This is a genomic window from Angustibacter sp. Root456, assembly GCF_001426435.1.
Taxonomy (GTDB): Bacteria; Actinomycetota; Actinomycetes; order Actinomycetales; family Angustibacteraceae; genus Angustibacter.
Map to the genome: position 1 here is coordinate 137,798 of NZ_LMER01000020.1, position 20,162 is coordinate 157,959.

21 protein-coding genes are annotated in these 20,162 nt (G+C 74.1%); 10 read left to right on the forward strand and 11 right to left on the reverse strand.

Annotated elements, in window-relative coordinates:
- Positions 1 to 17 precede the first annotated feature (17 nt).
- Positions 18 to 554 (forward strand): hypothetical protein, encoded by a 537-nt coding sequence (locus ASD06_RS15360; protein ID WP_056679640.1) that lies wholly within the window; start codon positions 18 to 20, stop codon positions 552 to 554.
- Here ASD06_RS15360 and ASD06_RS19460 read toward each other — a convergent pair.
- From ASD06_RS19460 to ssd, 6 genes are all read right to left on the reverse strand, one after another.
- A complete protein-coding gene (locus ASD06_RS19460) occupies positions 539 to 1,303 on the reverse strand; it encodes an Rv3654c family TadE-like protein (RefSeq protein WP_200942245.1) in 765 nt (254 codons plus the stop codon). The genes ASD06_RS15360 and ASD06_RS19460 overlap by 16 nt on opposite strands.
- Positions 1,296 to 1,532: a DUF4244 domain-containing protein gene (locus ASD06_RS15370; protein WP_056679644.1), complete on the reverse strand. Its 237-nt coding sequence runs from the start codon at positions 1,530 to 1,532 to the stop codon at positions 1,296 to 1,298. The genes ASD06_RS19460 and ASD06_RS15370 overlap by 8 nt, the downstream gene beginning before the upstream one ends.
- 72 nt (positions 1,533 to 1,604) lie before the next feature.
- The gene (locus ASD06_RS15375; protein WP_056679647.1) at positions 1,605 to 2,129 is read right to left on the reverse strand and encodes a hypothetical protein; all 525 of its coding nucleotides are present in this window, start codon (positions 2,127 to 2,129) and stop codon (positions 1,605 to 1,607) included.
- Entirely contained in the window at positions 2,126 to 2,830 is a 705-nt protein-coding gene (locus ASD06_RS18980; protein ID WP_157371751.1) for a type II secretion system F family protein, read from the reverse strand. Before ASD06_RS18980 ends, ASD06_RS15375 begins: the two co-directional genes overlap by 4 nt.
- Positions 2,827 to 4,002 carry a TadA family conjugal transfer-associated ATPase gene (locus ASD06_RS15385; protein WP_056679650.1) on the reverse strand — a complete coding sequence of 392 codons (1,176 nt, stop codon included), beginning with the start codon at positions 4,000 to 4,002 and terminating at the stop codon, positions 2,827 to 2,829. Before ASD06_RS15385 ends, ASD06_RS18980 begins: the two co-directional genes overlap by 4 nt.
- Positions 3,999 to 5,111, reverse strand: a complete 1,113-nt coding sequence (ssd, locus tag ASD06_RS15390; RefSeq protein WP_056679651.1) for a septum site-determining protein Ssd — start codon at positions 5,109 to 5,111, stop codon at positions 3,999 to 4,001. Before ssd ends, ASD06_RS15385 begins: the two co-directional genes overlap by 4 nt.
- Before the next feature lie 595 nt (positions 5,112 to 5,706).
- Between ssd and ASD06_RS15395 the strand changes: the two genes are divergently transcribed.
- Positions 5,707 to 6,732 carry a hypothetical protein gene (locus ASD06_RS15395; RefSeq protein ID WP_056679654.1) on the forward strand — a complete coding sequence of 342 codons (1,026 nt, stop codon included), beginning with the start codon at positions 5,707 to 5,709 and terminating at the stop codon, positions 6,730 to 6,732.
- Between the two features lie 40 nt (positions 6,733 to 6,772).
- Positions 6,773 to 7,792, forward strand: coding sequence for a hypothetical protein (locus tag ASD06_RS15400; protein WP_056679658.1), 1,020 nt, complete (start codon positions 6,773 to 6,775; stop codon positions 7,790 to 7,792).
- A gap of 13 nt (positions 7,793 to 7,805) precedes the next feature.
- On the opposite strand, the gene ASD06_RS15405 is transcribed toward ASD06_RS15400, so the two are convergent.
- The gene (locus ASD06_RS15405) at positions 7,806 to 8,636 is read right to left on the reverse strand and encodes an oxidoreductase (RefSeq protein WP_200942246.1); all 831 of its coding nucleotides are present in this window, start codon (positions 8,634 to 8,636) and stop codon (positions 7,806 to 7,808) included.
- Between the two features lie 52 nt (positions 8,637 to 8,688).
- Between ASD06_RS15405 and ASD06_RS15410 the strand changes: the two genes are divergently transcribed.
- The gene (locus ASD06_RS15410; RefSeq protein ID WP_082538110.1) at positions 8,689 to 9,960 is read left to right on the forward strand and encodes a histidine kinase; all 1,272 of its coding nucleotides are present in this window, start codon (positions 8,689 to 8,691) and stop codon (positions 9,958 to 9,960) included.
- A gap of 13 nt (positions 9,961 to 9,973) precedes the next feature.
- Here the strand turns inward: ASD06_RS15410 and ASD06_RS15415 are convergent, their stop codons facing one another.
- Positions 9,974 to 10,375: an ATP-binding protein gene (locus tag ASD06_RS15415; protein WP_157371752.1), complete on the reverse strand. Its 402-nt coding sequence runs from the start codon at positions 10,373 to 10,375 to the stop codon at positions 9,974 to 9,976.
- 122 nt (positions 10,376 to 10,497) lie between these two features.
- Between ASD06_RS15415 and ASD06_RS15420 the strand changes: the two genes are divergently transcribed.
- From ASD06_RS15420 to acs, 6 genes are all read left to right on the forward strand, one after another.
- A complete protein-coding gene (locus ASD06_RS15420; RefSeq protein ID WP_056679664.1) occupies positions 10,498 to 11,241 on the forward strand; it encodes a LytTR family DNA-binding domain-containing protein in 744 nt (247 codons plus the stop codon).
- Positions 11,238 to 11,639 carry a hypothetical protein gene (locus ASD06_RS15425; protein WP_200942247.1) on the forward strand — a complete coding sequence of 134 codons (402 nt, stop codon included), beginning with the start codon at positions 11,238 to 11,240 and terminating at the stop codon, positions 11,637 to 11,639. Before ASD06_RS15420 ends, ASD06_RS15425 begins: the two co-directional genes overlap by 4 nt.
- 1 nt (position 11,640) lies before the next feature.
- The gene (locus ASD06_RS15430; RefSeq protein WP_200942248.1) at positions 11,641 to 13,407 is read left to right on the forward strand and encodes a cation acetate symporter; all 1,767 of its coding nucleotides are present in this window, start codon (positions 11,641 to 11,643) and stop codon (positions 13,405 to 13,407) included.
- A gap of 203 nt (positions 13,408 to 13,610) precedes the next feature.
- Positions 13,611 to 13,928, forward strand: coding sequence for a DUF485 domain-containing protein (locus ASD06_RS15435; protein ID WP_056681072.1), 318 nt, complete (start codon positions 13,611 to 13,613; stop codon positions 13,926 to 13,928).
- Positions 13,928 to 15,568: a cation acetate symporter gene (locus tag ASD06_RS15440; RefSeq protein WP_056679667.1), complete on the forward strand. Its 1,641-nt coding sequence runs from the start codon at positions 13,928 to 13,930 to the stop codon at positions 15,566 to 15,568. Before ASD06_RS15435 ends, ASD06_RS15440 begins: the two co-directional genes overlap by 1 nt.
- A 208-nt stretch (positions 15,569 to 15,776) precedes the next feature.
- On the forward strand, positions 15,777 to 17,747 hold the full coding sequence (gene acs, locus ASD06_RS15445) for an acetate--CoA ligase (RefSeq protein ID WP_056679670.1): 1,971 nt from the start codon (positions 15,777 to 15,779) through the stop codon (positions 17,745 to 17,747).
- A gap of 113 nt (positions 17,748 to 17,860) precedes the next feature.
- Here acs and ASD06_RS15450 read toward each other — a convergent pair whose 3' ends face one another.
- The 3 genes from ASD06_RS15450 to ASD06_RS15460 form a co-directional block, all read right to left on the reverse strand.
- Positions 17,861 to 18,136: a YtxH domain-containing protein gene (locus ASD06_RS15450; RefSeq protein ID WP_157371753.1), complete on the reverse strand. Its 276-nt coding sequence runs from the start codon at positions 18,134 to 18,136 to the stop codon at positions 17,861 to 17,863.
- Positions 18,137 to 18,213: 77 nt separating this feature from the next.
- Positions 18,214 to 19,602 (reverse strand): hypothetical protein, encoded by a 1,389-nt coding sequence (locus tag ASD06_RS15455; RefSeq protein ID WP_056679676.1) that lies wholly within the window; start codon positions 19,600 to 19,602, stop codon positions 18,214 to 18,216.
- Entirely contained in the window at positions 19,599 to 20,141 is a 543-nt protein-coding gene (locus ASD06_RS15460; protein ID WP_200942249.1) for a SigE family RNA polymerase sigma factor, read from the reverse strand. Before ASD06_RS15460 ends, ASD06_RS15455 begins: the two co-directional genes overlap by 4 nt.
- Between the last annotated feature and the right edge of the window lie 21 nt (positions 20,142 to 20,162).

Here is a 20,162-nt window from a genome sequence, read left to right on the forward strand (position 1 = left end):
ACCGGACGGAGGTCCTCATGATCGCCCTCGCTCTCATCCTGCTGCTGCTCGCCGCGGCCCTGGTTGTAGGCATCGTCGTCACGGGGACGTCGCAGCAGGTGCTGTTCGACTCCTCGGTCGGTACGTTCACGACCCAGCCCGTCTGGATCTTCGTCGCCGGCGTGGTCGCCACGCTGCTGGCCCTGCTGGGCTTCGCCGCGATCGGCCGGGGGACGCGCCGCCAAGTCGCCCGCCGCCGCGAGATGAAGCGGCTGCGCCGGGTCGAGAAGGAGCAGGCCGCACAGCGTCGCACCGAAGAGCGGGCCGTCGAGACCGCCGACACGCCCGCCGCCGCACACACCACCCGCGCCGCGGCCCGGGACGGCTACGACGAGCCGGACCGCCACCTGGTGCGCGAGCCGCGCGCCGAGCACTACGACCCCGAGGCCGGCGAGCACCTGCGCTCGAGCACCGCTGAGTCGAGCACCGCTGAGTCGAGCACCGAGGGGTCGAACCACAGCGCGTCGGATTCGGCGATCCAGCTCGACGAGCCCGCCCGTCACCGCCAGCCCTGACTGCCGCCGCCCGTACCGCGCGGCCCGTGACCAGCACGAGCCCGCCCGATCGCCGCACCCAGCCGACCGGCCGGGCCGGCCGGTCGCACCCGCACGCTCACGTCGACCGACGTCTCACCCACCGCGCACTGGCTGATCCGGGCCCCGTTGCGCTGCGCGACGCGCTCGGCCGCGGTGCACGCGGCGTCCGGTGACCGGCTGAGCGTCGACGCGGCGGCGAGTGCCGCCAGGTCGGCCGCGCTCGCCGCTCGGTGACGGGCCACCACGGCGCTGGTGAGTCCGGCGAGCAGCACGGCCAGCGCGGCCGCGAGCGCGACCAGCGCCGTGGCGAGCACGGTGGCGCTGCCGCGATCGGCGGCGACGCCCACGCCTGCCTCGGTCTCGGCCGACGCCCGGGCGCCGACCGTGACCACCGGGCCGTGCGGTAGCACCAGGTGCACGCGCCGGTGCACGGCCACAGTGACACTGGCCGAGGACGTCGCGACGTCCACCACGGCGCCGGCGCCGCCGGCGGCCTCCCGGGTCACCTGCTGCACGCGCGAGGCGCTGTCGCCGCGGGCCGCCGCCCGGGCACCAGCCCGGGCGGCGTCCACGCAGCTGACCTGGGCGACGGCGGCCTGCCCCACCGCGACGACGGCGGCTGCCGAGAGCGCGACGGCGGGCAACGCCACTGCCAGCTCGGCGGTGACGACACCCCGGTCGCGGCTGGTCGCCGGACGTCGGCGTGGGGGCCACCGCCGATCAGCCACCCAGAGCCAGCGCCTTCGTGATCACGCCGAGCAGCAGGGCCCGCACGGCCGAGCCGCGCAGGATCGTGACGAGCAGCGCGGCGAACCCACAGGCCGCCAACGTGCCGATGGCGTACTCAGCGGTGGTCATGCCGTGGTCGGCGAGCCGGCGCAGGCGATGCATCCGGCGCAGGGGATGCAGCCGGCGCAGGCGATGCAGGCGATGCAGGCGATGGAGCGCAGAACCCATGTGATCTCCTTCTGTGGGGGAACGCGTTGCGGCGCAACACGATGAGGGCCGAATCGAGGTCGGCGGTGCTGGTCAGGCGGACAGCAGCTGCTGCGCAAGCCCGATGACCACGGGGACGACACCGAGCAGCACGAACGCGGGCAGCACGGCCAGACCCAGCGGGACGACGAGGCGGACGCCGAGCCGGCTGGCCGCCACGGCCACTGCCGCCCGCCGGGCAGCCCGCTCGTCCGAGGCCGCGCGACGCAGCAGCTCGGCTGCGGACGCACCAGTGCGCTCGGCGAGCGCGAAGGCCCGATGAACAGCTTCTGGTAGCTCGTGCAGGCCGCCGTCGGGCGCGTCCGGCGACTCCGGCGCGGCCGCGCGGCGCGCGGCCGCCACCGCCGACGCCGCGGGCAGGCCGGCCACGAGCGCTGCCACCACGAGGTCGACGAGCACCACGTCGGGGACACCGACGTCGGCGTCGGCCGCAGGTGGCGCGCCGACCTGGCGGCTGGCGCTCACCTGCCGTGCCGCCCGGTGGCGAGGTACCGGCCGGCACAGCCACGCTGCGCCGGCGAGCACCGCGCTCAGGCCGGTCGTGAGGGTGGTGCTCACGACGCCGCCGCGGCGACGTCGGCCCGGGGTCGGGCCAGCGCCTCGACCGAGCCCACCTGCCGACGCATCCAGAACCGCCCCGCCAGGAGCAGCGCCGAACCGGTGAGAGCGCACGCCCGACCGGCCGGCGTCGCCCACAGGACGTGCACGGGTGCGGCACCGATGAGCTCACCGAGCCCGATTCCGGCGACGGGTAGCGCCAGCAGCAGGCGGCTGGTGGCTCGTGGGCCGGCCAGCGCGGCCTCGACGGCAGCACGGTCCGCGCGCTCGGCGCGAACGGTCGCGCAGACGCTGTCGAGCAGGTCGGCCAGCGGCGCTCCGGTGCGCTCGGCCAACCGCCAGGCGGCTGCTGCGGCCTGGGCTGCGGGATCCCCGCTCGCACCGCCGGTACCACCAGCCCAGCGCAGCAGGTCAGCCACCGGCTCGGCCGTCGCCGTCGTCCGTGGCACGTCGACGACGTCCAGCGCCGCCTGCCAAGCCTCCACCGGCGCCGCGCCCGCGCGCACCTGGGCCGCCACCATGTCGAGCACCTGCAGCACCTGGTCGGCCGGTGTCGGCGCCCGCCAGCGTCCGCGCGGGCGGGCGCGACACTCGCCGTCGCGCGCCGCAGGCCGCGGCCGAGCGATCCTGGCCGGCGTGCGCCTCACCGGCCAGCACAGGACGGCGAGGGCCAGCCCGGCGGCTGACCACGCGATCATCACGCCCGCTCCTGCAGCATGCGCTGCAGCACCGGCCAGCCCTCGGCTCGCGCGCCGCCGGGCGCGGAGCCTTCGACAGCGCGCACGAGCGCCGGCACCACCTCGACGCGACCGTCGGCCGCGGCGTCGGCACGGCGCACGACACCTACCTGCGTCAGCTGCCGGCGGGCGCCGCGCCGGGTGAGGTGCAGTACCACCTGCACGGCCCCAGCCAGCTGGGCGTGAACGGCGGCCCGACCGAGTCCCGCCAGCGCGCCCAGCGCCTCGAGGCGGGCGGGCACCTCCGTCGCGTCGTTGGCGTGCACGGTGCCGCAGCCACCCTCGTGGCCGGTGTTGAGGGCGGCCAGGAGCTCGCGCACCTCCGCCCCGCGCACCTCACCGACGACGAGCCGGTCGGGCCGCATGCGCAGCGCCTGCCGCACCAGCTCGGTGAGGTCGATCCGACCACGCCCCTCGACGTTCGGTGCCCGTGACTCGAGGCGGACGACGTGCGGGTGGTCGATGCGCACCTCCGCGCAGTCCTCGACGACGACGATCCGCTCGTTCGCAGGCACCCGCGCGAGCAGCGCTGCGAGCACGGTCGTCTTGCCTGCGCCCGTGCCACCGCAGACCAGGAACGCCAGCCGCTGCTCGACCACCGCCGTGATGACCTGCGCCCAGTCGGCCGGGATCGTGCCGCACTCGACCAGCTCGGCCACGGTCATCGCCCGACGGGCGGGGACGCGCAGGCACAGGTGCGTGCCGCCCTCGACGAGCGGCGGGAGCGCCACGTGCAGGCGCACACCGCCCGGCAGCCGGGCGTCCACGAAGGGCGCGGCGTCGTCGAGCCGGCGTCCGGCCGCGGCGGCGAGCCGCACCGCGAGCGCCCGGACGGCGGGTTCGGGCCCGACGTCGACGCGCACCTGCTCGACACCACGCCCGCGGTCGACCCACACCCCGGCCGCGCCGTTGACCATGATGTCCGTGATGCAGGGGTCGGCGAGCAGCCCCTCGAGCGGACCGGCTCCGACCAGCTCGGCCTGCACGACCGTGGCCGCGGCGAGCACGGCCTGGTCGCCGAGCACCCCGCCGGTGTCTCGCACGGCCTGCGCCACCCGGCCGCGCGTCACCGCGCCGGGGCGACTGCCGAGCTCGGTGCGGACCCGTTCGACCAGGCCCGGGTCGAGGCCCCTCACGCCGCGGCCGGCTGCGCCGCGCGGTCGAGGCAGTGAGCCGCGGCGCGGTGCAGGTGGCTGCGCGGGCGCTGCGCCGGCAGCAGACCCTCGCTCAGGTCGGTGTCGAGGTGCGGGTCGTCGCGGAGCTGAGCGGCCAGGGCGAGCCCCAGGCTCTCGGCCACCTGCCGGCCACTCCACCGCCCCTGGCCCGTGCGCACGACGGCCGACGTCGCCACACCGTTCCCGCCGAAGGCGGCCACCACCTGGCTGGCTGCGGCGACCGCACGCAGCTGAGCGGGCAGCACGACGAGCAGCTCGTCGCTGCGCTCCAGTGCGGCCTGGGTGACGGTGTCGAGTGCCCTCGGCAGGTCGACCACCACGAGGTCGTGCGCCCCGCAGGCGGCGTCGAGCACCGACTCGACTGCGGCCGGCGGCAGGTCGACGGGGCCACCGCGTCCCCAGCCGAGGACGGCCATCGCGCCGGCTCGCGGCAACGAGGCGTGCAGGTTCAGGCCAGGCAGCCGGCCGCGGGCCGTCGCCAGATCCGGCCAGCGCAGGCCGGCGACGTCGTCGAGCCCGACGAGCAGGTCGATCCCCCCGCCCAGCGTGTCGGCGTCGACCAGCAGCGTGCGCCGTCCCTGGCCGGCCGCGACCACCGCGAGCGCCGCGGCGAACACGCTGGCCCCCGCTCCGCCGCAGCCACCGACGACCGCGAGCACCCGCGCGGAGGTGGTCGGCGCGCAGACCCGCGCCAGCCGGGCGAGCAGCCACTCGGTCGCCTGCGGCAGCGGCACCACCTGCTCCGCGCCGACCGCGACGGCGTGCTGCCAGAGCTGCCCCTCGTCGCCCCACCACCGCCCGCCGGCAGGGTCGAGGGCCACGACAAGCACCTCGTGCGTGACCGCTCGACGCCCAGCCAGCGCCGGCGCGAGGTCGGCTCCCACGAGCACCAACCCGCGCGGCCAGCGGCCTGGGGCGGGCAGCTGGGCGCGCACGGTCAGCCGCACCGCGGCGGCCGCCGCCAACCGCTGCAGCTCGTCCGCGAGGGCCGGGTCGGCAGTCAGCGCGGTCACCGCACCGGCGGGGTCGGCCGGCGCGGCCTGGTCGGTTCGAGCTGAAGGGGAGACCATCGAGAAGCCCTCCTGGGGGGGTCGGGCTCTCAGCGTCGGCGACGGCGGCCACAGCGCGCATCCAGCGCACGCCGGCCTGTGGACAACTCGACGCGCGGCTCGGCCTGTGGACGACGCCGGCTCTCGCCCGACGCCGGGCGCGCGGCGACCCCCGCCGGGGGGACGACGGGGGTCACCTGGCGCCACCGGTTCGGGGGGGATGAACCCGCGGCACCTGCACGGTCCGTGGACCGGCAGCCTCAGTGTGGACCCGCACCCAGGTCGGCGCAACGTCCTTCGCGGACTGGGTGGGCGCCCGATTCGTCCTCCGGCCAGCCGCGAATGTCAAGGCTTCACTTCACCGCCGGGGAGGAGTAGACAAGTGGTGAGCCGCCGGAGAACGGCGACCCAGCACGGCCCTCCCGGTACCCACGTGCGGGCAGTCCACTGATGGACCGGTCGTGGCGGGCTTGTCCCGCTGCGACGACGCACAGCACGCTTGGTAGCCGGTGACCGTGCACGTGACGGCGTCCCGTTGGCGGGGCGCCGTCATCGTGTGCACGTCCGTGCGTCGAAGCGCTACCCAACCCCTGGCGGCCGGGTGACACTGGCAGACGTGGGCTACGAGGTGCTCGACACCGGCGGGGCCCGACACGAGGATCCCTCGTCGCCGGAGACCCCGCCCGAGGTCGTGGCCTACGACGCGCTCACGCCGGTCGACCCGCAGCCAGCCTCGAACCCCTGGTCGGGACGGCTCAACCCCTGGCCCGTCACCCGTTTCGGCCTCTTCCCCGTGGTGTCGGCCGCGGTCGTGCTGCTGCTCGTGGGCTGGGGCGTCGGAGGCAGCGTGGCCTCTCGGCACGCCGACCGGGTGCGCGCCGCCGAGCGCGCCTCTCGGCTCGCGGTGGTGGCGACGGTGAGCAGCGTCGACACCGTGCCAGGACGCCAGGTGGCCGACTTCACGGTGCGCCTGCAGAACGCCGGACCGCTACCGGTCTCGGTGGTGCTGTCGGCCGACGACGACCGCGCCACGACGACGACGCCGGTCGTCCGGCCACTCGGCGGAGCCGCCGTCGTGCCCGCTGGCGGCACGCTCTACGCGAGCCTGCGTCTCGGCGTCGACTGCACCGGCCCGCAGGACGTCCAGGCGGCGCTGCGGGTGCCGTTGCGCACGGCGGACGGCGTCGTGCACCGCGTACCGGTGTCGGACGACGGCGAGACGGCCAGCTCTGGTGTGTACGGCGGGTCGGCGTGCAGCCAGGGGTTCCCGTCGATCGACGCGTCCGTCGAGGGCACGCTCGACCACCCGCTGCTGCGGCTGAGCAACACCACCCACCGCGCGTTGCTCGTGCGGCTCGACCTCGACAGCTCGCCGTTCGTGGCCCAGACGAAGAACTTCTCGGTGCTGCGCCTGAAGCCCGACCTGCCGCAGGTGGTGCTCGCCGGGGGCAGCGTCGACCTCGCCGTGACGCTCGTGCCGTGGTCGTGCCCGCAGGGTCTGTCCGTGATCCTGAGCTCGCAGGTCTCGCCGTACATCGTGCTGGTGAGCGGCTTCCCGGGTACCGGCAGCCTGGCGCAGGACCGCGTCGGCGTCGACCTCAGCACCCTGTGGGGCGTGGCGCTGGCGCGAACCTGCTCCTGAACCCCTCCCGCGCGCGACGCCCACAGGACACAATGCGCGGATGGGGTACGAGGTGCTCGACTCGGGGCGCACGAGCGACGGCGGGGGCGCAGGCCTCGGCCCGATCGACGTCGTCTCGCTCGACGACCTCCCCGATCCGCACGAGCACGCCGGACGGCCACCCGGACCGCCCCGGCTCCCCCACTGGGTGCGGCAGGCCGCCGCGCGCATCTCGCCCGTGCTCGCGATCGTGCTCGTGGGGGCACTGGTGGCGGGTGGAGCCGCCGGCGCGTGGGTGGCGCATCGCCGAGCTGCTGCGACGCAGGAGTCGGCAGCCCGCGCCGCCGTCTCGGCGTTCGCGCTCGCCGTGGGCTTCGACGGTGGCACGACCGGTGAGTCGGGGCAGGTGCAGCTGCCCGTGAGCGTCAGGGTCTTCAACGTCGGCAGCCGTCCCCTGACGATCGCCGCCGCCAAGGGCGCCGGCGCGCTCGTCGACACGAGCTCGCGCGTCACCGTGGCCACGGGCGACGGCGTCGTCCAGCCCGGGCAGGACGCCCTCGTGCGGGTGAGGGTCCATCTGCGATGCGACTCCCCCGAGGCGGTCCGTCTCTCAGTGCCCGTGCGCAGCGAGGACGGCACGCTGCACGAGCTCACCGTCCGCGACTCCGACCAGGGGATGCTGAGCCAGACACCCCAGGCGATCTGCGCCCAGTCGTCGCAGGTCGAGCCGATGTCGGTGCAGCTCATCGGGACGCTGGCCCAGCCGGCGCTCGAGCTCGCGAACTCCACCGAGCACCCGGTCACCGTGAGCCTCGACTCGGGTTCGCCGCTGACCCAGGCGGCGAGCCAGTACCTCTCGGTGACGACCAAGCCCGGCCTGCCGGTCACCGTCGCAGCCGGCGCCACCCGCCGGCTCACCCTGCGACTCGACGTGCAGGGGTGCCACCGCGACCTCGGCCGACTCACCGACGGCGGCATGGGGTACTTCGGTCTCAACGTCGAGAGCCCGAACGAGCTGAGTCAGGTGGGCGTCGACGTCAGCGCGCTCGTGGGTGCCGCGCTCGAGCGCTCGTGCCGCTGAGTGGCCGAGGGCGTCAGCGCGGCAGGCGCCCGGCCAGCACCGCGTCAGCGACGGCGCGGCCGTCCGCAGCGCCTCGCCGCACCAGGTCGGCGCAGTACACCAGCCACGCGGACACGCCCTCGGGCGTACCGGCCACGTAGTCCTTCAGTGCGTCCACATACGCGGGCAGACCCGTTGCGAGGCAGGCGCTCTCGGGGATCGCGACGCCCGTCGGGTCGAGGCCGCGGTCGATCACGACGGCGCGGAACAGCGCGCGCGCCACGAGACCGTTGCCGGCCACGAACGGGCGGGCCGCCATCACCTCGCCGTGCGCCAGCGCCGCCACCACGAGGGCCGGGACGTCGCCCGGTGCCCGCAGCAGCGAGGCCAGGGCCTCGACGCGGTCGCCGAGCTCGCCACCACGCGGCGCGGGGCCGGGGCCGGGCAGGTCACGCGGCTCCTCCGCACCCTGCCGGGGACGCCCGACCTCGTCGGCGGGCAGCAGCCCGGCGGCGGCTGCGGTGTGCAGCCGGGCGATCGCCTGCAGGGGTGCGCTGCGCACCACGTCGCCCAGCTGGTGGGCCTCCACCGTCACGCGGATGGCGCTCGCCACGACGCGCCCCACGGCGTCGTCCGGCGCCGGCCGCGCTCCACGCAGGACGTCGCGCACGACGTCGACCGGAAGCTCCGCGCCATCGAGCGCCGCACTCGCCCGCGCCGCCCGGGCCGCCGTCTCGGCACGCGCCTCGGCGGTGCGCCGGCGCAGCGCCTGGTGCCAGCGCAGCTCGGTGCAGGCCTCGCGCGCGGCCGTCACGGCGTCCTCGACGCCGGGCAGCGTCGCGAGCTGGTGCAAGGCGTCGTCCACGATCGGCGACCCTACGCGCCGCGCGCCGACTACTGTCACGACGGTGCACCTCATGGGCCTGCTGGCGGCGGTCGGGCAGCACGACGACCTGCTCCGCGCACCGGCGGCGGCTGGGGCCTCGGGCACCAACCTGCTCCCCTTCGCGGCCCTGACCGCCGGAGGCGTGCTGGTCGCCGGACTCGCCGCGCGCTTCGGGCGCCGCCGCCGCGACTTCGGCTCGTCGGCCGACCGCGCCACCTTCGAGACGCTGCACACGGCCTCGCTGGCCGGCCCGAGCTTCAGGGAGGGCCTCACCGAGTCGGGCGCGCAGCGCGCCGCCAGGCACCTGCGCGCCCTGCTGGGCACACCCGCGATCGCGCTCACCGACGCCGCGGGACGCTGCCTGGCCTGGGACGGCCTCGGCGCGCGGCACGCCGCTGACGCCCACGCCCACGCTGCGGGTGTGCTCGCCACCGGACGCTCGGCCGTGGTCTCCGGTGATGCCGTCGCGCCGGGCGCCACGGCCCGCTGCGACGACCTCACCTGCCCGCTGCGGGCCGTGGTGGTGGCCCCCGTGGTGAGCGGCGACACGGTCGTGGGGGCGCTGCTGGCGTACGGCGGCCTGCCCTCAGCGGGGCTCGTCCGGGCCACCGACGAGGTCGCGCGGTTCGTCTCGTCGCAAGTGGAGCTGGCCGAGGTCGACCGCTCCCGCACCCGCGCCATGGAGGCCGAGCTGCGGGCCCTGCGAGCCCAGATCAGCCCGCACTTCATCTACAACTCGCTCGCGGCGATCGCGTCCTTCGTGCGTACCGACCCCGAGCGCGCCCGCGAGCTGCTGCTGGAGTTCGCCGACTTCACGCGCTACGCCTTCCGGCGCGGAGGCGAGTTCACGACGCTGGCCGACGAGCTGTCGAACGTCGAGCGCTACCTGCGCCTGGAGAAGGCGCGCTTCGGCGAGCGGCTGCAGATCTCGCTGCTCGTCGCGCCCGAGGTGCTGTCGGTAGCGGTGCCGTTCCTCGTCGTCCAGCCGTTGGTGGAGAACGCCGTCCGGCACGGGCTCGAGGGACGCGTCGGCACGGGGCACGTCACCATCACCGCCGAGGACGCCGGCGCCGAGGCCCTGCTGGCCGTGGAGGACGACGGCGTCGGCTCCGACCCCGACGTCGTGCGCGCGGCCCTGTCGGGCGAGTCGTCGGCCGACTCGGTGGGCCTGGGCAACGTCGATGCCCGGCTGCGCCAGGTCTACGGCGACGCCCACGGGCTCGTCGTCGAGACGGCACCCGGCGCCGGCACCCGGGTCAGCTTCCGCGTGCCGAAGTACGCGCCGGGCGTCACGGCCCGCTGAGCTGCGCCGGGCCCTAGGTCAGCATGAACCAGACGGCCTTGCCGCGCCCACGGCTCGGCGCCACTCCCCAGCGGTCGCTGATGACGTCGACGAGGTAGATGCCGCGGCCGGACTCGTCGTCCTCGGCCGCCTCGCGCGGCACCGGGGTGTGGTCGCTGCCGTCGGTGACGGCCACGCGCAGGCCCTGGGTGCCGTCGCACTCGACGTTCACCGTGATCGGCGGGGCCCCGTGCACGACGGCGTTCGTGACGAGCTCGCTGACGAGCAGCTCCGCCTCGTCCATGACCCGTGCGTGGTGCGTCTGGCACGACGTCTCACGCAGGAACTTGCGGGCAACACCCGGGGCCCGTTGGTCTACAGGCAGGGTGAGCTCAGCGGGCGGCGTCACGGAGCACATGCTCAGATCATCGGGCATTCGGGCCGATCCCGCTCGCTCGACGCGCTGGCCCGGCTCCCTGCCAACCACCGCGGCCCACGATGACCGTGGTGGCCCCGCATCACCGGCGATGCGAGGGCACCACGTCGTAGGCTCCGCGCATGGCCGACGCACCGCCGCTCAGCGTGCTCGTCGTCGACGACGAGGAACCCGCGCTCGCCGAGCTCACCTACCTGCTCGGCCGCGACGAGCGGATCGGCCGGGTGGTCACCGCCAGCGGTGGCCCGCAGGCCCTGAAGGTGCTCGAGCAGGAGCCGGTCGACGTCGTCTTCTGCGACATCGCCATGCCCGGCCTCGACGGACTCGACCTCGCTCGCGTGCTGGCGCGGTTCGCCCGGCGACCCCAGGTCGTCTTCGTCACCGCCTACGACCAGCACGCCGTCGACGCCTTCGAGCTGCAGGCCACCGACTACGTCATGAAGCCGGTGCGCGCCGAACGGCTCAGCGAGGCGGTGCGGCGCGCCGTCGAGTCGAGGGACGGCGGCCCCGACACGGCCTCCGACGACGAGACCATCGCCGTCGAGCTGGGTGGCGTGACGCGGTTCGTGCAGCGCTCGCAGGTGCGGTACGTCGAGGCTCAGGGCGACTACGCGCGCCTGCACACGGCCACCGAGAGCCACCTCGTGCGCATCCCGCTCGCTACGCTCGAAGAGCGTTGGGGCGCAGCCGGTTTCGTGCGCATCCACCGAAGCACCCTCGTCGCGTTGCGGCACGTCGACGAGGTGCGTTCGGACGCCGGGCGCTTCACCGTGCGGCTGGGCGACGACGAGCTCGTGGTGAGCCGGCGGCACACCCGCGAGCTGCGCGACCGGTTGATCCGCTCCGCGCGACCGGGCCGGCCGTGAGCCAGCAGCGGGCCGGCGCCACGCCACCTGACCGGCCCCGGCGGGTGCGGGTCACCAGCCCGCTCATGGGTGCCGCGCGCCGCGTGCCGCACCGCCCGGCCACGCGCGAGATCGACGAGCAGACCGGTCTCGGCGAGGTCTACATGCGCTCGCTGCTGCGCAGCCAGCTGCGGCTCGCACTCAGCGTCCTGGCCGCCACTGCCGTGCTGATCGGCGGGCTGCCCGTGCTCTTCGTCGTCGCGCCCTCCGTCGCGCAGGCGCACCTCGTGGGCCTGCCGTTGCCCTGGCTGCTGCTCGGCGCGCTCGCCTACCCGATGCTCTGGCTCGCCGCGCGGTACTACGTGCGGCAGGCCGAACGGAACGAGGACGACTTCACCGACGTCCTCAAGCGACACTGACGTGGGACGCGACCCACAGCTCGCAGCGGTGGTGGCCGTCGTCCTGGTGACGGTCGCCACGATCGCGATCGGCTCGTACGGGCTGCGGTTGTCGCGCACCACGAGCGACTTCTACGTCGCCAGCCGCGCCGTGTCACCGCGCTGGAACGCCTCGGCGATCGGCGGTGAGTACCTGTCGGCGGCGAGCTTCCTCGGCGTCGCCGGGCTGGTGCTCGCCTCGGGCACCGACATGCTGTGGTTCCCCGTCGGCTACACCGCGGGCTACCTGGTGCTGCTGGTGCTCGTCGCCGCACCGCTGCGCCGCTCCGGCGCCTACACGCTGCCCGACTTCGCCGAGGCGCGGCTGGAGTCAGGGCGCGCACGGGTGGCGGCGTCCGTGCTGGTGGTGGGCATCGGCTGGCTCTACCTCGTGCCCCAGCTGCAGGGCGCCGGGATCGCGCTGCGGGCGGTCACCGGCGCCCCGACCTGGATGGGCGGCGCGCTCGTCGCCCTCGTCGTCGTGCTCAACGTCGTGGCCGGCGGCATGCGCTCGATCACGTTCGTGCAGGCGTTCCAGTACTGGCTGAAGCTCACGGCGATCGCCGTCCCCATGTTCTTCATCCTGCTGGTGTGGCAGTCGGCCGGCGCGCCCTCGCCCGCCGCGCCCGGCGCCCCGCGCGCGCAGGTCGACCTCACGACCACGCTCGCGCGCACGGTCACCATCACGTCCGACGTGGCCACGCAGGTCGTCGTCGACGGGCGGGTCGACGGCGGGGCCGTTCACGACGCGGTGCCCGTCGCGCCGCAGCAGCGGGTGCAGATCGCAGCGGGCAGCCGCGTCACCGTGCCGCAGGGCGAGGCCGTTCCGCGGCCGGTGGACGCCGCGGCGAGCGACGGCGAGAGCTGGCTGCGCCCGCTCAGCGGGGCGTCCGGGCGCTCGCACCCGGTGTACTCGACGTACTCCATCGTGCTGGCGCTGTTCTTCGGCACGATGGGCCTGCCGCACGTGCTCGTGCGCTTCTACACCAACCCGGACGGCCGCGCGGCGCGCCGCACGACCCTCACCGTGATCGCGCTGCTCGGCGCCTTCTACCTCTTCCCCCCGCTGTACGGCGCGCTCGGCCGCGTCTACGCCGGTGACCTGCTCATCAGCTCCCGCGCCGACACGGTGGTGCTGCTGCTGCCGAGCCGGGTCGTCCCAGGGCTCGGCGGGGAGCTGCTGAGCGCCCTCACCACGGCCGGCGCGTTCGCGGCGTTCCTGTCGACGTCGTCCGGCCTGGTGATGTCGGTATCCGGTGTGCTGCACCAGGACCTGCTGATCTGGCGACGGCGCACCGCACTGCGCCAGATGCCCGACACCATGCGCGGCTTCCGCAGCGCCACCCTCGTGTCGGTGTCCGTGCCCTTCGTGCTGTCGCTGTTCGCCGGTCGGCTCAGCCTCGCCGACACCGTGGGCCTGGCCTTCGCCGTCGCCGCCTCGACGTTCTGCCCCTTGCTGGTGCTCGGCATCTGGTGGCGCCGGCTCACTCGGGCCGGCGCGCTCGCCGGGCTGGCGGTGGGCGGGGCGCTGGCGAGCGCGGCCGTGCTCGTCACCATGCTCACGGGCGTCCGGCAGGGCTGGGTGGGCTCGCTGCTGGCGCAGCCGGCAGCCTGGACCGTTCCGATCGCCTTCGCCGTCAGCGTGGGCGTGTCGTTGCTGACGCCTCGCACCCTGCCGCCGCACGTCGCCCGCACCATGGTGCGCCTGCACACGCCCGAGGACGTCGACGTCGACCGTTCGTCGCGCTGAGGCCGCCACTCGGCGTACGTGAGCGCACCGCCGGACGCCGCAACGCACCGCCGAGCGACGAGCGGGCCCCTGACGCTTCCGGCCCCGCGGGCGGCGCGAGCAGAGTGACCGGCGTCACAGCCGTCCCACCTGGGAGGACCCGCGTGAGCACCACCGACGAGATCCGGGGCGAAGACCCCGGAGGCACGGCCACCACCGGCTACATGCACGTGCAGGACCTGCCGGAGTTCGTGGCGCTGCGGCGCCGCTTCCGCCGCTTCGTGTTCCCCCTGACCGCCCTGTTCCTGGTCTGGTACTTCCTCTACGTCCTGCTCTCGACGTACGCGCCGGAGTTCATGGCGCACAAGCTGGCGGGCAACATCACCACCGGCCTCGTCTTCGGCCTGCTGCAGTTCGTCTCGACGTTCGCGATCACGATGATCTACGCCCGCTGGGCCGACCGCAGCTTCGACCCCGCCGCCGAGCACCTCGCCGAGCGCGTGCTCTCCCACCCCGGACACCGCCCTGACGGAGGCATCTGATGAGCGCAGCCATGCAGGCCGCGGAGACCGTCGGCAGCCCCGGCGTCAACATCGCCATCTTCGCGGCCTTCGTGCTCGTGACGCTGGGCATCGTGTTCCGGGCCTCGCGCACCAACCGCACCACCGCCGACTACTACGCCGGTGGCCGCAACTTCACGGGGCCGCAGAACGGCATCGCGATCTCCGGCGACTACCTGTCGGCCGCGAGCTTCCTCGGCATCGCCGGCGCGATCGCCATCAACGGCTACGACGGCTTCCTGTACTCGATCGGCTTCCTCGTGGCCTGGCTCGTCGCGCTGCTCCTGGTGGCCGAGCTGCTGCGAAACACGGGCCGGTTCACCATGGCCGACGTCCTGTCGTTCCGGTTGCAGCAGAAGCCCGTCCGCACCGCGGCGGCCATCACCACGCTCGTCGTGAGCTTCTTCTACCTGCTGGCGCAGATGGCCGGCGCGGGCGGTCTGGTCGCCCTGCTGCTCGGCGTCAACGGCAAGGTGGGGCAGAGCGTCGTCATCGCCGTCGTGGGCGTGCTCATGGTGCTGTACGTGCTGATCGGCGGCATGAAGGGCACCACCTGGGTGCAGATCGTCAAGGCCGTGCTGCTCGTCATCGGCGCCGGCATCATGACCCTGTGGGTGCTCGGCAAGTACGGGCTGAACCTGTCCGACCTGCTCGGCAAGGCGGTCGAGGGCAGCGCCAAGGGCGAGAGCATCCTCGGCCCGGGCGTGCAGTACGGCAAGAGCGACGCCACCAAGCTCGACTTCATCTCGCTGTCGCTCGCACTGGTGCTCGGCACGGCCGGGCTGCCGCACGTGCTGATGCGCTTCTACACGGTGCCCTCGGCGAAGGAGGCCCGCCGCAGCGTCGTGTGGGCCATCTGGATCATCGGCATCTTCTACCTGTTCACCCTCGTGCTCGGGTACGGCGCCGCCGCGCTCGTCGGGCCGAAGACCATCGCAGCCGCACCAGGAAAGGCCAACTCCGCCGCACCGCTGCTGGCCTACGAGCTAGGTGGCACGGTGCTGCTGGGCATCATCTCGGCGGTGGCGTTCGCGACGATCCTCGCGGTGGTCGCGGGACTCACCATCACCGCCAGCGCGTCCTTCGCCCACGACGTGTACACGAACGTCATCAAGGACGGGAACGTCACGGCTCAGCAGGAGGTGCGCGTCGCCCGCCGGACGGCGCTCGTCATCGGTGCGGTCGCCATCGTGGGCGGGATCTTCGCCAACGGGCAGAACATCGCGTTCCTCGTGGCCCTCGCGTTCGCCGTCGCGGCGAGCTCGAACCTGCCCACGATCCTGTACTCGCTGTTCTGGAAGCGGTTCAACACCCGCGGTGCCCTCTGGAGCATGTACGGCGGCCTGATCGTCTGCGTGACGCTGATCGTGTTCTCGCCCGTGGTGTCGGGCAAGCCGGCCGACCCGGTGACGGGCAAGAGCGCGTCGATGATCACCGACGCGTCGATCGACTTCCACTGGTTCCCGCTCGACAACCCGGGGCTGGTGTCGATCCCGCTGGCGTTCCTGCTGGGCTGGCTCGGCACGGTCACGAGCAAGGAGAGCTCGAGCCGGGAGAAGTTCGCCGAGATGGAGGTTCGCTCGCTCACGGGCGCCGGCGCCGAGAAGGCCGTCGTCCACTAACCCCACCCCCGACGCACTGACGGCAAATTCCCCGGAACTCGTCGCCTGGAACCCCTCCAGGCGTGCGAGTTCCGGGGAATTCGTCGTTCGGGACCGCTGGGCGAGGCGGAGGCACCGCTGAGCGGAGCGCGCCGACCACCACTGTCGCGGCTGCGATCGCTTGACTAGGGTCCAAGGGACGACGTCAGCGACGCGCGGAGGATGCCTCATGTCGAGCGAGACCCCCACCACGAGCCTGGAGAACCTGAGCCGCGAGGAGCGCCGCTTCCCGCCGAGCGAGGAGTTCGCCGCAGGCGCGATCGCCACGGCCGACCTCTACGACCGGGCCGCAGCCGACCGTGAGGGCTTCTGGGCCGAGCAGGCTCGCGACCTGCTCACGTGGAGCACCGACTTCACCCAGACGCTCGACTGGAGCAAGGCGCCGTTCGCGAGGTGGTTCGTGGGCGGCGAGCTCAACGTGGCCTACAACTGCACCGACCGCCACGTCGAGGCCGGCCACGGCGACCGCGTCGCCCTGCACTTCGAGGGCGAGCCGGGTGACACCCGCAGCTACACCTACGCCGAGCTCACCGCCGCCGTGAAGCGCGCCGCGAACGCGTTGCAGGACTTGGGGATCAGCAAGGGCGACCGGGTCGCCATCTACCTGCCGATGATCCCCGAGGCCGTGATCGCGATGCTCGCCTGCGCGCGCCTGGGCGCCCCGCACAGCGTGGTGTTCGGCGGCTTCAGCGCCGAGGCGCTGCACAGCCGCATCGAGGACGCCCAGGCCAAGCTCGTCATCACCTCCGACGGCGGCTACCGCCGCGGCAAGCCGTCCGCGCTCAAGCCGGCGGTCGACGCGGCCCTCGCCAAGGGCGCCCCCAGCGTCAAGCACGTGCTGGTCGTGAAGCGCACCGGGCAGGACGTCGAGTGGGACGACGCCCGCGACGTCTGGTGGGACGACGCCCTGGCCGCCGCAGCGCCGGAGCACACGGCCCAACCGATGGACGCCGAGCACCCGCTCTTCATCCTCTACACCTCAGGCACCACAGGGAAGCCGAAGGGCATCCTGCACACCAGCGGCGGCTACCTCACCCAGTGCGCCTACACGCACAAGAACGTCTTCGACCTGCACCGCGACACCGACGTCTACTGGTGCACCGCCGACATCGGCTGGGTCACCGGGCACAGCTACATCGTCTACGGCCCGCTGGCGAACGGCGCGACGCAGGTGATCTACGAGGGCACGCCCGACACCCCGCACCAGGGCCGGTTCTGGGAGATCGTGCAGAAGTACGGCGTCACCATCCTCTACACGGCGCCGACAGCGATCCGCACCTTCATGAAGTGGGGCGAGGACATCCCCGCGAAGTTCGACCTGTCGTCCCTGCGCGTCCTCGGCAGCGTCGGCGAGCCGATCAACCCCGAGGCGTGGGTGTGGTACCGCCGCGTCATCGGCGGCGACCGCACGCCCGTCGTCGACACGTGGTGGCAGACCGAGACCGGCGCGATCATGATCAGCCCGCTGCCCGGCGTCACGGCGGCCAAGCCCGGCTCGGCCCAGGTGCCGCTGCCCGGCATCAGCGCCGACGTCCTGGACGACGAGGCGCACTCGGTGCCGGACGGCGGCGGCGGCTACCTGGTGCTCACCGAGCCGTGGCCGTCGATGCTGCGTGGCATCTGGGGCGACGACGAGCGTTACCAGGAGACGTACTGGTCGCGGTTCCCCGGCATGTACTTCGCCGGCGACGGCGCCAAGAAGGACGACGACGGCGACATCTGGCTGCTCGGCCGGGTCGACGACGTCATGAACGTGTCGGGCCACCGGCTCTCGACGACCGAGATCGAGTCGGCGCTGGTGTCGCACCCGAAGGTGGCAGAGGCCGCCGTCGTCGGTGCGACCGACGACACGACGGGTCAGGCTCCCTGCGCGTTCGTCATCCTGCGCGGCGGCGCGGAGCAGGGCGACGACATCGTCACCGAGCTGCGCAACCACGTGGCGCAGGAGATCGGGCCGATCGCCAAGCCGCGGCAGATCATGGTGGTGGCCGAGCTGCCCAAGACGCGCTCGGGCAAGATCATGCGGCGGTTGCTGCGCGACGTCGCCGAGAAGCGCGAGGTCGGCGACGTCACCACGCTCGCGGACACCACGGTCATGGACCTCATCAAGTCCGGGATGTCGACCTCCACCGAGAGCTGACCCCCCAGCACCGCCCCACTTCCGCCCCCCACCTCCGGCGTGATCATGCACGCCAGCGCACTCGGAGTGCGCTGGCGTGCATGATCACGGGCGGGGAGGAGAGGGGCAGCGGGTCAGATGCCGCTGCCGGCGTTCTCGAGCTGTCGGTCGTCGCCGCGGTGCGTCGCCTTGTCGGCCACCTGCTTGGCCGCGTGCACCACCTGCTCGGCCACCACGGGCGCCTGCGCCTTCACGGCCTCCTGCGCGTGCGACACCTGCTGCTGCACGGCCGGGCTGCTCCAGACGTCCTTGCTGCGCGCCTTGAGCCGCTCGTAGCTCTGCCGCCCGCTGCGCGAGCCCAGCACGTACCCGATCGCCACCCCGGCGCCGAGGATCAGCTTGCCCTTCACGTCCACCACCTGCTCTCGTCGGTGTTCCTGGCCACCAGCCCACCAGTGAACTCACCGACGCGCATCTCGGTCGTCCCTCAGCCCAGGGTCGGCGGCCCGGAGTGCTGCCACGGCAGGTTGGTGGCGCCGGAGCGCGCCGAGCGCAGCCAGAACGCGCCGGCCGCCAGAGCGGCGGGCACGAGGAGCAGCCACCACCAGCCAGACGCCGACCCGCTCCCGAGGTCGACCGCCCTGGGCTCGGCAGTGGCGAGCACGGACGACGCCACCGCCAGCGCCGACGTCGCCGGCCCGGAGTCGCTGCGGGGCAAGGCGAACGTCGTCAGCGTCCGCAGCTCACCGGTCGAACCCACGGCCATCAGCCGGCGCGGCTCGGCACCGCTGACGAGCCGCGCCGTACGCTGGCGACCGTCGTCGGTGACCACGACGCGCCCACCGGCGGCACTGACCACCCGCAGCTCGCGCGCCTGGGCGTCCGGCTGCACCACGCCGACCGGTGCGGAGGCGCCGGTGCGCAGGTCGTGCGCGACCAACCGGCCGTCGTCCAGGGTGACCAGGCGTCCGGTGTCGTCGGGCCGCGAGGCCGCCCAGCCGGACGTCGCCACCCACGGTGCCGCGCCGCTGGCGACCTGCCCAGTGGCGCTGTCGAGCCGCCACATCCACGGCCGGCCGCCTCGTTCGGCCGTGACGAGCGCCGCGCCGCCACCGTCGGCCTCGACGACGAGCCCGGCACCGGCGTCCAGCTCCGGCAGCGCGACGGTGCGCTCGCCCAGGCCGACCTGACCGATCCGCAGCCCCGACAGGTCGTCGGAGGGCAGGGCGTACCGCCCGCCGTCCAGCGCCGCCACGGTGAGCAGGTTCGCGCCGTCAGGCCCGGGGGGCGCCTTCTGGTGCACCAGCATCGCCCGGCCCTGCGCGAGATCGAACACCAGATCCCAGGCGTCCCAAGGGTTCTGGTAGCTGACGACGACCGTTCTGCCGTCGGGGCTCAAGGCGACGAGCACAGGCACTGCCGACTCCGAGACCTCAGCCAGGGCAGCGGCGTCGAGCCCTGGCACGTCCGTGCCGAGCTCGGGCAGCAGCACCACGCGGCCTGTGACCGCGTCCAGCCCCACCGGCGTGAGCTGCCCGCGCAGCGTGCCGAGGAACGCCATCGACAACCGGCGCGCCGTCACCTCGCCGGACTCGTCCACGAGCGGCCGCGCGCCGGTGAGGTCGTCGACCCGCGCCGGGACGACGAACGCCCCGTCGCGACCGGCCGGCTCGGCCCGCGTCGTCGGCGACCACCCACCCGCCACGAGCAGGGCGAGCGGGATCAGGATCGCCAGGCACGCGGCGACGCCGAGCAGCCCCCGGCGGGCTGTCCGGCGGCGCCGCTCGGCCCGCAACAGCCGGACGTCGAAGGCACTGATCCTGCGCCCCGCCACCGCCTCGTCGGCCGCGCGGTCGAGCAGCTCGTGCACGCTCATCGGACCTCCTCGGGTTGGGGGTGGTCGAACAGGTCGGCGAGCTCAGGCGCCAGCACCCGCAGGCGGGCGATGGCGTGACGGGTCTGCGACTTCACCGTCGACACCGAGCAGCCGAGCTCGCGGGCCGCCGCAGCCTCGGTGAGGTCCTCGTAGAACCGCAGGACGAGCACGGCCCGCTGGCGGGCGGTGAGCCGCATGAGGGCTGCCTGCACGGTGAGCCGCACCGCCGCGTCGCCGGCCGGGTCGACGGCGGCGCGCTCGTCGCCGAAGTGGACGTCGTCGTCCACCAGCACCTCGCGCAGCCTGCGGCGCCGCCAGCCGTCGATGAACGTCGTGCGGATCACCGAGCGCACGTACGGCTCGGGTGCGCCACCGGCGACGATGCGCCGCCAGCGCGGCAGCACCTTCACCAACGCCTCCTGCACCAGGTCCTCGGCGGCGTCCGCGTCGGCGCACAGCAGCCACGCGAGCCGCAGCAGCGCCGGGCCCCGTTCGCCCACGAACGCCTCGAACGACGTGCCCACGTCCGTCTGGCCCACGTCACCCCCTCGCTCGCCGTC